This is a genomic window from Chroococcidiopsis thermalis PCC 7203 (genome assembly GCF_000317125.1).
Classification (GTDB): Bacteria; Cyanobacteriota; Cyanobacteriia; order Cyanobacteriales; family Chroococcidiopsidaceae; genus Chroococcidiopsis; species Chroococcidiopsis thermalis.
In genome coordinates this window covers 1,147,447-1,162,664 of record NC_019695.1, presented here as the reverse complement: position 1 = coordinate 1,162,664, position 15,218 = coordinate 1,147,447, and the positions used below count along the sequence as shown (strand labels likewise).

Genomic DNA, 15,218 nt, shown 5'->3' with positions numbered 1-15,218 from the left:
GTAATTGGTAATTGGTGGTTATCTTAATCAATTCCGAATTCCGAATTCCGAATTCCGAATTATGGAATCATTCCCTGAATTAAACAATCAAAATACGGTGTGACTTCAGCAGCATCTTCCCGACTTAAAAGGTCTAAAGTCACTTCTTTTAGACAACGAATGCATTCCACCCAATTTCTTAAAGGAATTTCTAGGGATTCGTACATTTCTTTTACACCTACAATTCCGATGTCTTTTAGAGGTTCTACATCTCCGACAATAACTGTATAAGCAATTAGGCGGATATACCAATCTTGATCGCGCAAACAAGATGCCCGATAAGTTCTATTACCGCTATTACTTGGCGTGTCGGGACAGCATTCCCAAAACTTCAAACTACCTCTTTCAACAATTTCTTTTCTGTTTTCAATTAGAGTTGTAGCGATTCGCAAACGGTTTTCCCCGCCATTATAGAAGTCGCGAATTGTTCGCAACTCCCCAGGACTTAAATAACGAGCTTCGCGATCGGCGCTAGCAATTGCTTTGGTGATGATACTCATTGGTAATGGGTAATGGGTAATGGGTAATTGATAAGTGGCTGGTGACTAGTGGCTGGAATCTTTTCTATTCACTAGCCACTAGTCACTAATCACTAATTAACTCAAACCAGCAGCAATATGATCGAAATAAACACCCATTTCTCTGCCTGCATCAGCACCAACTAAACTAGTGACAACTTCTTTCATGGCTTGTACGGAGCGAATTGTTGCCCCAATTGGCACGCCTAAAGAGTTATAAGTTTCTCTTAAACCGTTAAGAATGCGCTCGTCTAAAATTGAGGTGTCTCCTGCTAACATTGCGTAGGTAGCGTAGCGCAAAAAGTAATCTAAATCGCGCACGCAAGCAGCATAGCGACGACAAGTATACATATTGCCACCAGGAGCAGTGATATCTGTATAAAGCAAAGATTTTGCTACTGTTTTGGTGACAATGTTTTTAGCGTTTGCACTGACTGCGATCGCAGTTTTTGCCCGCATATCGCCACTTTGAAAGTAGTTTTGTAACTTATCCAAAGAACTCGGATCTAGATATCTGCCTTGAACGTCAGAAGAATTAATTAAAGCAGTAATTGCGTCTTGCATTGGTTTATCTCCTAAATTTGGTAATTGGTAATTAGTAAGTGGCTGGTCATTAGTGGCTAGTAGCTAGATTCAATTTTTTTCACTAGCCACTAGCCACAAGACACTAATCACTTTAAGAAAGCGATCGCATCACGTAGTCAAAATATGCTGATACTTCTAAAGCATCTTCTTCGCTCATCAGCGATAGTGCTTCTTCTTTCAAACAGCGCATACATTCAACTATGTTTCTGAGCGGAATTTCGAGGTTGTTATACATCTCTTTGATGCCAATCGTGCCGATTTCTTCTAGAGGCTTTTCGCTACCTGCTAATACGGAATAGGCGATCAGACGAATATACCAACCTTGATCGCGCTGGCAAGAAGCGGTTTTACGTTCGTTACCGCTATTGCTAGGAGTATTGGGAACTCGTTCCCAAAATCTCGCGCTACCATTTTGAACGATTCTTTGCTCGTTTTCTGCTAATATTTTGGCAATCCGAATTCTCTGTTCGCCTGTTTTAACAAAATTTTGATAGACCTGAATTTCTTTTGGTGCGGGATAGCGAGATTCACTATCGGCATTCAGAATTAATTCGGTAACAATGCTCATTGTTTTCTCCTAAAAATTGCTAAGTCATTTTGTCAAGTTGGTTTGAGTAAAATTGGCAAGCCAATCGGAAAGTCAAAAGACTTGCCAATAAATAGCCAGAGGATAGCTAAATGAGTGCTTAACTGGCGATCGCCTGTGGTGGAACTTCAGCGATTGCTGGCGCTTTGAACGCTACTGGAACGGCATCGCTACAAGCAAGATCTAAGGGGAAGTTATGAGCATTGCGTTCGTGCATGACTTCAAATCCTAGATTTGCCCGATTTAATACATCAGCCCAAGTTGGTAACACGCGACCTTGCGAGTCGAGGACTGAGTTATTGAAATTAAACCCGTTCAAATTAAACGCCATCGTGCTGATACCCAGCGCCGTAGCCCAAATACAAATCACGGGCCAAGCTGCCAAAAAGAAGTGCAACGAACGACTATTGTTGAAGCTGGCATACTGGAAAATCAGACGACCGAAATAACCGTGGGCGGCGACAATGTTGTATGTCTCCGATTCTTGTCCGAATTTGTAGCCGTAGTTCTGCGATTCGTTGTCACTTGTTTCGCGAATTAAGCTGGATGTCACCAACGATCCATGCATGGCGCAGAACAACGAACCTCCCAGCACTCCTGCAACTCCCAACATATGGAAGGGATGCATCAGAATATTGTGTTCGGCTTGGAAGACAAACATGAAATTGAAAGTACCGCTGATGCCCATTGGCAGACCATCAGAGAAGCTACCTTGTCCGATGGGATAAACCAAGAACACTGATGAGGTGGCAGCAACGGGAGCGGTATAGGCAACTGCAATCCAAGGACGCATCCCCAAACGATAGGACAACTCCCACTCGCGCCCTGCATAGCAACACAGAGCTGGGATGTAGTGAAAACCTATCATCTGATAGGGTCCACCGTTGTAAAGCCACTCATCCATCGATGCTGCTTCCCAAATAGGGTAAAAGTGCAAGCCAATGGCATTAGACATCGGCACTACGGCTCCAGTAATGATGTTATTGCCGTAGAGTAAGGAACCTGATACGGGTTCGCGGATACCATCAATATCTACAGGTGGTGCTGCGATAAAAGCAATGGTAAAGACGCAAATGGAGACTCCTAAAAGGGGAATCATCAGCACGCCAAACCAGCCGATATATAACCGATTTTCTGTGCTAGTCACCCAATTACAGAACCTTTCCCACGCAGGGACGCGGTTTAATTGACGCTGTAAAACTGTAGTCATATGTCAGTTATTAGTTGTCAGTTATCAGTGGAACCAGTGGCTGGTGGCTAGTGGCTGGTGGCTAGTTGTACTGGCACAAGGCGTTAGCCGAAAATAATTTCCTGCCTAAAAGCTATTTGGCAAGCATAATCTTGAACTCATCTTGTGTGTCATTACAGCTAGTAGCTAGAGTCTTTTCTAGTCACCAGTCACGAGTCACTAGCCACTCACTACTCATTACTCACTGCCATCAAGTCACTGGGGAATTGGTGTAACTGGCGATCGCGTGCCATATCTATGCCTAGATTTGCCCAGTCGATCGCGTCTGCCCATGTATTTACTGTTCTGCCTTGGCTCTCAATGTGGGTTGGCTCGAAGTTCAACTTTTCAAAGTTGAATGCTGCAATGTCAACCCCCAAAGCCGCAGACCAGATTCCTGCTACTGGAAAAGCTGCTAGGAAAAAATGCAATCGGCGCGAGTTGGGAAAGCTAGTTCCCCGCCAAATTAACCGCCACAAGTACAGTTGAGCTGCCCTAAAACTGTAGGTCGGGCGCTTTTGACCGAGCTTGTATCCGGCATTGGTCGATTCGCTCAATTCGTCGCTGCGATCGCCATCCATACGGATCAAGGTAGAAGTCACCAGGGAACCGTGCATAGCGCATAAGAAAGCACCACCCAAAACTCCGATGACTCCCAAGACGTGAAAAGGACTCATGAGAATGTTATGGTCTGCTTGAAACCGCAACATGAAGTTGAAAGTTCCAGAAATTCCCAGTGGCATTCCTGCTGAGAAGCTACCTTGTCCGACTGGATAGACTAAAAAGACCGAAATTGAAGCCGCAACGGGTGCAGTAAATGCTAAAGAAATCCAAGGTCGCATTCCCAAGCGATAGCTCAATTCCCATTCGCGATCTTGATAGCAAATAATGCCGATCAAGAAATGCAGCACGATCAGTTGATAAGGTCCACCGTTGTAGAGCCACTCATCTAAAGAGGCTGCTTCCCAAAGTGGATAAAAATGCAGTCCGATCGCCGCTGATGTTGGTACGACAGCAGCCGTAATAATGTTATTGCCGTCTAGTAGAGAGCCAGTAATCGGCGAACTCATACCGTCCATATCTACTGCTGGTGCGGCAATAATGGCAACGATAAACACGCTGGCTGCTGTCAGCATACAGGGAATCATTAGTACTCCAAACCAGCCGATATATAGCCGATTTTCAGTACTAGTCACCCAATTACAAAAGCGATCCCAAATACTAGTGCTTTGGCGTTTTTTTAATTCATTAGTGACTGGGATCTGTTCAGTAGGATCGCCACGAGTTGGAGTCGCGATCGCACTGTCTGTCTTTGACACCATGAGAATAGATGTTTAATAAAGGGCGAGAAATTCCCCACCGCAACAGTGTTTTAATCCTGATGCGATGGGTTGACTTTTGATAGTCGAATCAAAGCAATCAAAGTAGGAGCAACAAAACTTGTTGGACGTTGATTGTGTTTGAGAATAGGGAAAAAACCTGAAGAACCAATGAAGAAATGAAATTTGTTTACAAAAAGTAATAATTTCACCGAGAAAACGCTCGCGCGATCGCTTGCCTTGAAGTTACGATCGCCCTTACTGTCAGATGCTTGCAACTCAATGTGCTTGTTAGCAGCAACTCCCAAAAAGTCTTTTGTTCCTCGATGAGCATTGGCTCACTAAAAGTTGAAAATAGATTAAGAAAAATTAATTTTACTTGCTATAAGCAGACTAAAATTAGAGATTTGTGAATAATATTTGTCAAATAAGAAACATCGTCTACTTATATCCACTGGTAGAAAAAACTACTCAAAAAATGTATTGACACGGAGGCATTCGCACTTAGCATCTTAATAGCCAAGATTCTAGGATATAGCTTGAGCAACCATTCTAGCTAGAAGCTTTCTAGTAATTCGAGACCTGATAGCAGATTAAAATGTAATAAAAGCAACATACCTCTCGCTTTGCAACTGCTGGCTGAGAAATTTGGATATTTCGTAAGAAGTATTGACTGCTAGTAATTCTTGGCTAGCTATAGGAATCCGGTTCGATCGATCGACTTACTTGTGAAGATAGGGAAGAGGCAGAAGTCGTAAGTCGTAACACGCATCTCTCACTGACCAACTACCAATTACCAACTACCAATTACCAATTACCAACTCACTTATTTAATAGGTGATACAAAATGAGAATTTTACTCATAGAAGACGATGAATGTGTTGCTAAGGCTTTAAAAAATGTGCTTCAGCAGCAAAACTATGTCGTCGATACTGCAACTGATGGTCAGACTGGGTGGGATCTCATTCAAACTTTCACCTATGACTTAATTTTGCTAGATGTGATCCTGCCTAAGCTTGATGGTATTAAACTTTGCCAACGATTGCGCGATCGCAAATATCAAACCCCCGTGCTATTAATTACGGCGCAAGACTCTAGCGATCGTAAAGTGATGGGATTAGATGCAGGCGCAGATGATTATCTCGTCAAACCTTTCGATATGCCAGAATTACTGGCTCGAATCCGCGTACTGTTGCGACGACAAAGTAAACCAATCCTACAAGCTTTAGAGTGGGGAGACTTGCGGCTGCAATGCGGGACGTGTGAAGTAACATATGGCGATCGCGTCTTGCATTTGACACCGAACGAATATCGTCTGCTAGAGCTTTTCCTGCGCCATCCTCAGCTCGTCTTAAGCCGTGGTGAGATTTTAGATCGAGTTTGGGCAGTTCCAGAAGCCCCTAAAGAAGACACGGTGACGGCTCATATTAAGGGTTTGCGACAGAAATTGAAACAAGTCGGCGCACCTGCCGATTTAATAGAAACAGTATACGGTCTGGGTTATCGCCTGAAACAACCCGCACCGACAACTAAAAAAACAAAACTGCGCGGCGCGTCTTTACCTCAAAGTCAGGACTCGATCCAGCAGCAGACAAAAGCAGCCTTGGCAGAAGTCTGGGAAAAAATCAAATATCAAAGTAGCGATCGCGTTGCCGTGTTAGAGCAAGCAACCATATCCTTACTAGACAACAAACTCACAGAAGAATTGCGCGAAAAAGCGCGACAAGCAGCACACAAGTTAGCAGGAGCGTTGGGTATTTTTGGGTTTGCCAAAGGTTCGCGGTTGGCAAAACATATCGAGGATATCTGGCAAGCAGACGTAATTTTAGACCGTAGTGAGGCACTGCACTTATATGAAATGGTGATGGCATTGAAACGAGAAATTCAACGACCTAGCCTGAGCCAACTCGATCGCCCCTTACCGCGCCAGCAATCGATCGTCATGCTAGCAATTGATGGCGATGCCGGACTAGCAGAGCAAATCGTCAAGTTGGCTGCAACCGCAGGAATTGGAGTAAAAATTGCGCCGAATATCTCGGCAGCAAAAGCAGCGATCGCCCATTTAGAAAAGTTCAATCGCCTATCTCCAGCCGATGTAGTCATACTCAATCTTTCCCTTGCCAATACCACCGCCGCAGATTTAGCCATTCTTGCCGAACTGACAAACCGTACTCCACCAATTCCAGTCTTACTGTGTACCAGAGGCGATCGATTAAGCGATCGAATCGAGCTGTCTCGTTTGGGCGTTCACGCTTTTTTACGACAACCCTTCAACCCAGAGGAGGTGCTAGCAGCAGTTACGAGATTGCAACAAACTCGCTCTCATCCCACCAAAATTCTAGTTGTGGATGACGATCCAGAGATTCTGACGCTAATGCAAGCGTTATTAGAACCTTGGGGCATTCAGCTCAACACGTTGGAAGAACCATCGCGTTTTTGGGCAATTTTAGAAGAATTTGCCCCCGATATGCTTGTGCTTGATGTAGAAATGCCTCAGTTTAACGGCATCGATCTGTGTCAAATTGTGCGTAACGAACCACGTTGGCATAAACTACCCGTCCTCTTTCTTACAGCTCACACTGACGATCGCACCATACAACAAGTCTTTACCGCAGGTGCAAACGATTGTTTGAGCAAGTCGATTTTAGGTACGGAACTCGTAACTCAAATCTTTAATCGCTTGGGGCAAATGCGATTGATGCAGAGTATTCAGTAGGGAGTCGGGAGTCGGGAGTCGGGGACAAGGAGACAAGGAGGACAAGGAGGACAAGGAAGCTATTTTATCTAGCCACTAGCCACCAGTCACTGGTTCCACTAATAACTGATAACAGTAGTCAAATGCAAACAAATCGTTCCCTGTCAAATTCTACTTGTGGAGCGAGCGAAGAACAGATCGCTTCGCTGGAAGTGTTGCTACATCGGATGATGAATCGCATTCGTCAATCTTTGGAGTTGCCTGCGATTCTTTCAGGAACTGTTGCCGAAGTGCGTGCCTTTTTGGGAACCGATCGCGTGATGGTTTATCGGTTCGATTTAGATGGTAGTGGCGAAGTCGTAGCAGAATCGGTGCAGGAAGAACGTTTACCATCTTTACTGGGACAACACTTTCCTGCCGAAGATATTCCGCCCCTGGCGCGAGAGTTGTTTTTGAAGGCGCGTCAGCGTTCGATTGTTGATGTGGCAGCACAGGAAATTGGCTCAAGTTCGTTGGATTGTCCGGTTACCGGAGTATCGCTTCCAGAAATTGACATTCGATTTCGCCCTGTCGATCCTTGCCATGTGGAGTATCTCACTTCGATGGGGGTGCAGTCTTCTCTAGTCGTGCCGATCTTACATCGCGATCGCCTGTGGGGGTTGTTAGTATCCCATCACAGTTTACCGCGACAAGTTACAGACCGAGAGTTGCAGGTGGTGCAGTTGGTAGCAGATCAATTATCAATTGCGATCGCCCAAAGTACCTTGCTCGAACAAACTCGCATCCAAGCCCAACAAGAAGCCACGATTAACCGCGTGGCTAAATTATTGCATTCCATGACCGAGATGCAGTTACAGCAAGCGTTAGAGCTAACTGTCTCGGCGCTGGGGGGAACGGGTGGCAGAGTTTATATTAGTCCCCAAAGACCAGGAACCGCAGCGCAGTTGTTGACTTGTGGCGAACAACCGATTTGGCGATCTGAAGCGGGGTGCCAGTTGTATCTGGAAGAATATTCGAGTTGGCGATCGTGGCTAGACGCACAAACAACTGTGGATGACGATCGCTGTACTTGGGCGATCGCCGATTGGCACGGTCTAGAAATTCCTCCAGAATTGGCGCTGGCATGGTTTCCGGTGCGAATTCGCGGTTTGTTAATCGTGCGCTTGCAGTACCGACAGCAAATTTTAGGTTATTTGAGCGTATTTCGACGGGAAATTGAGATTGAAACCCTATGGGCGCGACGACCCGATCGCGACGATCCGCGCCACACGCGCCCGATTCAATCTTTTGAAACTTGGCGAGAATTAAAACAAGGACAAGCGCAAGCCTGGACGAGTGCGGAAATAGAACTAGCTCAAGCTCTAGGTAGCCATTTCGCTCTGGCAATTCAACAATACGAACTGTATTTGCAAGTTCATGCCCTCAACGCCGATTTATCTCGCGACATTCAAGAGCGCAGGCAAGCAGAGATTAAAATTTGTGCTTTAAATGCCCAATTAGAGCAACGAGTCGAGGAGCGAACCGCAGAACTACAACGTGCTAATATCGATTTACTCAGAGAAATTAGCGTGCGCGAACAGGCGCAAGCTTCCTTAGAACGCCTCAGCCGCCAAAATGAATTAATTCTCAACTCGGCAGGCGAAGGAATTTACGGTTTAAATGCTCAAGGCAAAATTACCTTTGTTAATCCCGCTGCCGCGAGAATGTTGGGATACCGAGTTAGAGAGCTAATTGGATCTAATTGCGATCGCGATTTAGAAATTCATGCCAGCTACTTTTTACCAGAAACGCGCGATCGCTCCAATGCTAAATTTATCCATGCCATCGTCAACCACTCCCAACCGGACGGCACGCCTTACACTTGGGAAGACAGCCCGATTTACGCTACCCTCCAAACTGGAGCAGTACAATACATAACCAACGATATTTTTTATCGTCGCGACGGGTCAAAATTTCCAGTTGAATACGTTAGCACTCCAATTCGAGAACAGGGAAAGATTGTCGGTGCAGTTGTCATATTTAAAGACATTACCGAGCGCCAAATTGTCGAGCGGATGAAGGATGAGTTTGTCTCAGTTGTCAGCCACGAACTCCGAACTCCTCTCACTTCAATTCGTACTGCTTTGGGTTTGCTAGCACGGGGTTTTCTAGAGACTCAACCAGCCAAACGGCAGCGGATGTTAGAAATTGCGTTTGACAATACCAACCGTTTAGTCCGCCTCATTAGCGACATTCTCGACATCGAACGGATCAATTCTGGCAAAGTCATTATGCACAAACAGCTTTGCGATGCATCTGAATTGATCGTCCAATCGGCAGAGGTTATGCAAGCAATGGCTGAGAAAGCAGAAATTAATCTGTGCGTCACACCAGTATCAGCAAAGTTGTGGGTAGATCCAGACCGAATCGTGCAGACGTTGACTAACCTACTTAGCAATGCGATTAAATTTTCCTCCCCAGGATCTACAGTGTGGCTGAGTGCGGAACTAGGGAGCAGGGAGCAGGGAGCAGGGAGCAGGGAAGAAGGACAAGGGGACAAGGGGGACAAGGGGGACAAGGAAGCAGAGGAGCAGAGGAGACTAGGAGCAATAACCAACCATCAACTACCAACTACCAACTACCAACTACCCATTACCAATTACCAATTGTCAACCAACATCACATTCCAAGTGAAAGACACCGGACGCGGTATTCCTGCTGATAAACTCGAATCAATTTTTGAACGCTTTCAGCAAGTCGATGCTTCTAACTCCGGTCATCAAGGCGGGACTGGCTTAGGACTAGCAATTTGCCGCAGCATCGTACAGCAACACGGAGGACAAATCTGGGTCGAAAGTGTTTTAGGGACAGGCAGTACTTTTTCCTTCACCCTACCCTTAGCAGAAAACAGTGACCGGTGACCAGTGACCAGTGAACAGTTATCAGTTGTCAGTTATTGTAGGGGCGGGTTTTTTGAGCCAACTTTTACTAAAACAAACAATTCTGCGGTCAAACCCGCCCGTACCAAAGTCGGAAATCGCGACCATCAACCATCAACTAATAATAAATAACCAATGACTAATGACCATGAAACGCATTTTAATTATTGATGACGAGCAGGATATTCGGGAAGCGACTCAAATTTGTCTGGAGATATCAGGGGAATGGGAAGTGCTGACAGCTAGCTCTGGTGCAGAGGGATTGGTGACAGCTGCATCCGAACAGCCTGACGCGATTCTGTTAGATGTGATGATGCCGGATATGGATGGATTAACTACATTCCAAAAGTTGCAAGCTCATCCTTTGACGCAAAATATTCCTGTCATTTTACTCACCGCTAAAGCTCAACCTGCGGAACAGAGACAGTTTACACAAATTCAGGTAGCGGCGGTAATTACTAAGCCTTACGATCCTTTTACCTTGGCTAATCAAATCGAGCAAGTTTTGATTGCTGCTAAGTCATGAAACAATTTGGTACTTAAATAAATAATTATTCATATTGTTTTCCATGAGTTGAATTACGTAGTTTATAGAGTCTTATAACTATATCTTTTTGCGTGTATATTATTGACTGTTTACATCCTTCATGAATTATTCATATTTTTTACCTACGCTACAAGATATAGCAGAGGTTGGCAGTTAGAAGTTGGAAGTCGGAAATCATAACTTTTGACTTTCCGTTTCCTGTTCCCCAATCGCTGACTTTTGTACGCACGGGTTTAGCAAAAGATCTCTGCCTACAGCAATTAAATCTTCGCTTCATACCCGCCCCTACGGTAACTGATAACTGATAACTGATAATTGTGGTTAATCGTGCATCTCGCCGTGTTTTACTGATTGAGAATGAGAATGCGATTCGAGAACTAGCTCAGATTTGTTTAGAAATCGCTGCTGGCTGGGAAGTTTTGGTTGCTGATTCACGTTGCGAAATTATTGTCTTAGCCCAGACAAGACAAGTCGATGCGATTTTATTAGACTTAGATGCCTGCACTACCAAGTATAGCGATCGCTCAGTAGAAGTTGCAGCAGATCTCACACCCGATCGCGACTGGTCAACAATCTTACAACAATTACAGCAAAATCCCGTGACTCAGCATATTCCCGTGATTTTATTAACCAATACCATACACTCTTATCAGTTACCACAATCGCTTGATTTAGGTGTAATTGTGGCGATCGCCAAGCCATTCGATTTATTAGCTTTGGCTAACCAAGTCGCGATCGCGCTGAACTGGAACTAGTGACAGAAAGCACTCGTCAAATTTACAATTTCTTCAAACTGGAAATTATCGACTAAATGCGCGATCGACTGGGCTAAAGATGCGTGTGATGGAGGAATTTGGGCGATTAATTGATGTAATAACTTAGCATTAACGCAAATCGCCGCTTGGCGCAATTGTTCGATCCATTCAACAGGCATGACTTGTAAGGATGAAGCATGAAGATTGCGGGTTGAATCGATCGCTTTTCTCCCTTCTTCCTCCTTGTAAATATACTGCACGCCAAGATATTCAGTCATTTTCTCAAATAGGACTTCGGCACGGAAAGGCTTGCGGATAAAGTCATCGCAGCCAGTAGCAACGGCAATTTGGCGTTCTTCCTCAAAAGCACTACCAGTTAAGACAATGATAATGGGAGCATCTGGGGCTGATTTAATTTGTTTGGTGGCTGCGTATCCATCCATGACAGGCATTCGCAGATCCATCCAGATTAGGTGCGGTTGCCAACTTTGCCAAATTGCGATCGCCTCTCGTCCATTCTCTGCTTCTCGCACGTCAAACCCTACAGGTTGGAGTAGTTCTAACAACAACTGTCGATTGCTGGGCTTATCCTCCACAATCAAAATTCGATATGCAGGCTGTCCCGCAGCTAACCCGATAACTTGTCTGGAGGTTGTTGGTGATGGAATGACATCGGCTGCGGTATTCTCTGCTTGAATATAAAACTCAAAGCAACTTCCCTCACCCAAACGGCTTTCCACCGTAATATTTCCACCCATCAATTGCACGAATTTGCGACTAATCGGCAATCCCAACCCCGTTCCCTCCTGAGAACTAATACCCGCTTCCGCTTGCACGAACGGATCGAAAAGGCGATCGACTTCTGCTGGAGCGATTCCGACTCCAGTGTCTGTGACTGAAAAAGTGAGTAGTGAGAATGAGTGGCTAGTGGCTAGTGGCTGGTGACTAGAATTGCTTCCTTGTCCCCCTTGTCCCCCTTGTCCCCCTTGTCCCCCTTGTCTCCCTTGTCCCCCTTCGCCCCCTAATCCCCACTCCCTTCGGTCGTGGGATCCCCGAGTTCCCCCTTGTCCCCCTTGTCCTTCTTGTCCTTCTTCCCTGCTCCCGACTCCCGACTCCCGACTTCCTAAACTAACGCGCAGAGTTACACTTCCAGCCTGAGTAAATTTAATCGCATTGCCAATTAGATTGACTAAAACCTGACGCAGTTTACTTTCGTCGGTGCGAATGCATTCAGGTAGATCGGGCGATCGCTCGACGATAAATTCTAACCCTTTGGATGTGGCTCTCAATTGAAACATTTGTTGCAGTCCATCCAGTAAATGATGCAGGTTGAAATCTTGCTCGTTGAGCGTAATTCTGTCTGCTTCAATTTTGGACATTTCCAATACGTCGTTAATTAAGGCGAGGAGGTGTTCCCCACTGCGGCTAATTGTATCGAGATATTCCTGTTGTTTGGGATCGAGTTGGTTGCTGCGAGTCAGGAGTTGCGTAAAGCCTAAAATTACGCTTAAGGGAGTGCGTAATTCGTGACTCATGTGAGAAAGAAACTTAGTTTTGGCATGATTTGCGACTTCTGCGGCTTCTTTTGCCTGCGCTAGGGCGGCTTCAGCAGCTTTGCGATCGCTAATATCGGCGATCGCACCTTCCAAACATCCTTCTGCAACGTTTAACCGTGCCGAAAATAACCCCCAGAATGTCGTCCCGTCTTGGCAGCGAAATTGCTGCTCGAAGTTATTAATTTCGCCTTGCTGTTGCACGATTTCGAGCATTTGCTGACGTTGGCTAGGATCGACGTAAAAATCGATAGTGCGCTTATGTCCGACGATCTCTGCTGCCGATTTATGTCCTAACATGTTCGCAAATCTCTGGTTAGCGGCTAAAATTAAGCCATCTTCCAGCCGCACGCGAAAAATGCCGAACAGGGAGTTCTCAAAAATTGCCCGTAATTTTACTTCGCTTTGTTGTACGGCGATCGCAGAGGTGCGGAGTTTCCAAATAATTGAAGTGGCAATTCCAATGACTAGTAATGTAGAGAGTAGATAAAGTGCCAGTCGATTCAGACTTGCCGTATCGAGTGCTTGTTGATAGGCGTTGTAGTAAGTTTGGGCAATGTCTTCACCGCGATCGCCAGTCGGTAGCGACAATATGTTATTTACTAAGCGATCTCCTTGGGGACGGCGCGCTAAGATGATTCGGGCATGGGCGATCGCTCGTTTTACATCCGCACGTTGAGCCGTAGGGCGAGATACAGCAAGAATTTGAGAAATTGTATCTTCAATCTCTGGTTTTAATTCTTGGCTGGTGGTGAGGTTGAATAACAGTACGTCCTGCAATAATTTATTCAGAAGAGCTGCTAAAGTTGGATCGATCGTCTGATTCTGGAGCAAACTATTGACAGAAACAGGAAAATATGATTCGGAATTACGCAAAATAGCTATTTGAGACTTAAACTGTTCGATCTGGCTTTCCTTGTCCTGATAGAGTTGAATATGTAGTTCAATAGCGCGATCGATTGACTGTCGTTCGCCTGCATCAATAAACGCCGGAATTTGTTGTAGATCTGCTTGAATTCGTTTTAGTTTTGCCAATTCATGTACGATTGGATCGTAGTACGGCAGCAATCCCAACCGTGCTTGCAAGACATTTTGATTTATCCGCGCATCGAGTTCTTGAATTCGTAGTAAATTGCTAATGTAGCGATTGTGTCGATTGGGCTCGATCGCTTGTGACTTCATCCACAGCAGTAAAAATAAGATGACTGCACCCGTTGGCAGCAAATAGTCACTCAGGGCAGAAGTGAATTTTTTCAAACGCAGTGGACGCATATCAATTACCAATTACCGATCGCCAGATTTTAATTCAGAATGCTCTCCCGTGAGAGTGCGGAGGAACTGAACGATTAACTGGGTATCTTTAGCAGAAAGCGATCGCCCTAGTTGATACTTTGCCATGATATTAATTGCTTGTTCTAACGTCCGAGCGGAACCATCGTGAAAATAGGGTGCTGTTAAGGCAACATTGCGGAGGCTAGGGACGCGAAAGACAAACATATCCGCCTCATTTTGAGTGACGTTATAGCGCCCTAAATCTACTTTCGTAATCTTACCGCGATCGCGAAAATAGTCGCCCATAATGCCAAACTTTTGAAACAAATTGCCTCCCACATTCATTCCTTGATGGCAACTAACGCAACCGTAAGCTTGGAATAGTCGATAGCCTTCTTTTTCTGTAGCATTAATCGCAGATTTATCGCCGCGTAAGTAGCGATCGAAGCGCGAATTGGGAGTGTATAGCGATCGCAAATAAGTGGCGATCGCATCTACAACATTTGTGGCTGTCAAACCATCAGGATAATTTTGGTTAAACGCCCGTACATAGTCTGGAACCCGTTGCAACTTTGGCAGCAAAACTTGCCATTCAATTCCCATTGCTGTTGGATTTTGAATCACGGCTGTGGTGAAGTCTTCCAACGTGGCAAATTTACCATTCCAATTCAAGTAAGCATTAAATGCTGAATTATATACAGTTGGAGCATTAATGTTACCTACTTTACCATTCACGCCAATTGAAAAAGCCTTGTTATCTGCCCCCCCGCGATTGAGAGCGTGACAACTGAGGCAAGAAATTTTATTATCTGAGGAGAGTCGCGGCTCGTGAAACAGTTGCTCGCCCAACGCCACCTTACCTCGATCCAAGGAAATCTGGAGTGGAATTGGTTGAATCGGTTCATCGACTTGTACGGTTTCTATGCGTTCAAACACAGCTTCTCTCATTGGTTGGGGCGTTTGGATGCGTTGCCACCAAATGGCTACCAATGTTGCCAAAAATACCAATGCAACAAGATATATCCTGCGAAGAACTTGCTTAGTCATTAATAAGAGGTTTTTGTTATATAGCGTTTCTATTTGATTCATGAACGTGGGGCGGGCTTCTAGCTTGCCGCAGGCTAGAAGCCCGCTTTACAAATCATTTAGAACTGCTATATAGCGTTTCTATTTGATTTGCGAACATTTTGTCAAGGCTATTAA

The 15,218-nt window shown here is 45.2% G+C and carries 12 protein-coding genes; 5 read left to right on the top strand and 7 right to left on the bottom strand.

Translation table 11 applies throughout. From position 1 onward, the window contains the following. Positions 1-59: 59 nt before the first annotated feature. The 5 genes from apcD (CHRO_RS05115) to CHRO_RS05095 form a co-directional block, all read right to left on the bottom strand. On the bottom strand, positions 60-539 hold the full coding sequence (gene apcD, locus CHRO_RS05115; RefSeq protein ID WP_015153115.1) for an allophycocyanin subunit alpha-B: 480 nt from the start codon (positions 537-539) through the stop codon (positions 60-62). A gap of 96 nt (positions 540-635) precedes the next feature. Then, positions 636-1,121, bottom strand: a complete 486-nt coding sequence (locus CHRO_RS05110; RefSeq protein ID WP_015153114.1) for a globin family protein — start codon at positions 1,119-1,121, stop codon at positions 636-638. 112 nt (positions 1,122-1,233) lie between these two features. Beyond that, on the bottom strand, positions 1,234-1,710 hold the full coding sequence (gene apcD / locus CHRO_RS05105) for an allophycocyanin subunit alpha-B (RefSeq protein WP_015153113.1): 477 nt from the start codon (positions 1,708-1,710) through the stop codon (positions 1,234-1,236). Between the two features lie 118 nt (positions 1,711-1,828). Next, positions 1,829-2,938, bottom strand: coding sequence for a photosystem II q(b) protein (gene psbA / locus CHRO_RS05100; protein WP_015153112.1), 1,110 nt, complete (start codon positions 2,936-2,938; stop codon positions 1,829-1,831). 209 nt (positions 2,939-3,147) lie between these two features. Next, complete coding sequence (locus tag CHRO_RS05095) at positions 3,148-4,278, bottom strand: photosynthetic reaction center family protein (protein ID WP_015153111.1); 1,131 nt, start codon at positions 4,276-4,278, stop codon at positions 3,148-3,150. Between the two features lie 844 nt (positions 4,279-5,122). Here CHRO_RS05095 and CHRO_RS05085 point away from each other — a divergent pair. From CHRO_RS05085 to CHRO_RS05070, 5 genes are all read left to right on the top strand, one after another. Further along, a complete protein-coding gene (locus tag CHRO_RS05085) occupies positions 5,123-6,991 on the top strand; it encodes a response regulator (protein ID WP_015153110.1) in 1,869 nt (622 codons plus the stop codon). Positions 6,992-7,113: 122 nt separating this feature from the next. Beyond that, positions 7,114-9,870, top strand: a complete 2,757-nt coding sequence (locus CHRO_RS05080; protein ID WP_015153109.1) for an ATP-binding protein — start codon at positions 7,114-7,116, stop codon at positions 9,868-9,870. Between the two features lie 3 nt (positions 9,871-9,873). Continuing rightward, the gene (locus CHRO_RS31640) at positions 9,874-10,020 is read left to right on the top strand and encodes a hypothetical protein (RefSeq protein ID WP_181824273.1); all 147 of its coding nucleotides are present in this window, start codon (positions 9,874-9,876) and stop codon (positions 10,018-10,020) included. A 16-nt stretch (positions 10,021-10,036) separates the two neighbouring features. Continuing rightward, entirely contained in the window at positions 10,037-10,414 is a 378-nt protein-coding gene (locus tag CHRO_RS05075; RefSeq protein WP_015153108.1) for a response regulator, read from the top strand. Positions 10,415-10,752: 338 nt separating this feature from the next. Further along, positions 10,753-11,190, top strand: coding sequence for a response regulator (locus tag CHRO_RS05070; RefSeq protein WP_015153107.1), 438 nt, complete (start codon positions 10,753-10,755; stop codon positions 11,188-11,190). On the opposite strand, the gene CHRO_RS29450 is transcribed toward CHRO_RS05070, so the two are convergent. Both CHRO_RS29450 and CHRO_RS05060 read right to left on the bottom strand, forming a co-directional pair. Continuing rightward, entirely contained in the window at positions 11,187-14,015 is a 2,829-nt protein-coding gene (locus tag CHRO_RS29450) for a DAHL domain-containing protein (RefSeq protein WP_015153106.1), read from the bottom strand. The genes CHRO_RS05070 and CHRO_RS29450 overlap by 4 nt on opposite strands. A gap of 12 nt (positions 14,016-14,027) precedes the next feature. Beyond that, positions 14,028-15,062 (bottom strand): cytochrome-c peroxidase, encoded by a 1,035-nt coding sequence (locus CHRO_RS05060; protein WP_041462833.1) that lies wholly within the window; start codon positions 15,060-15,062, stop codon positions 14,028-14,030. Positions 15,063-15,218: the final 156 nt, after the last annotated feature.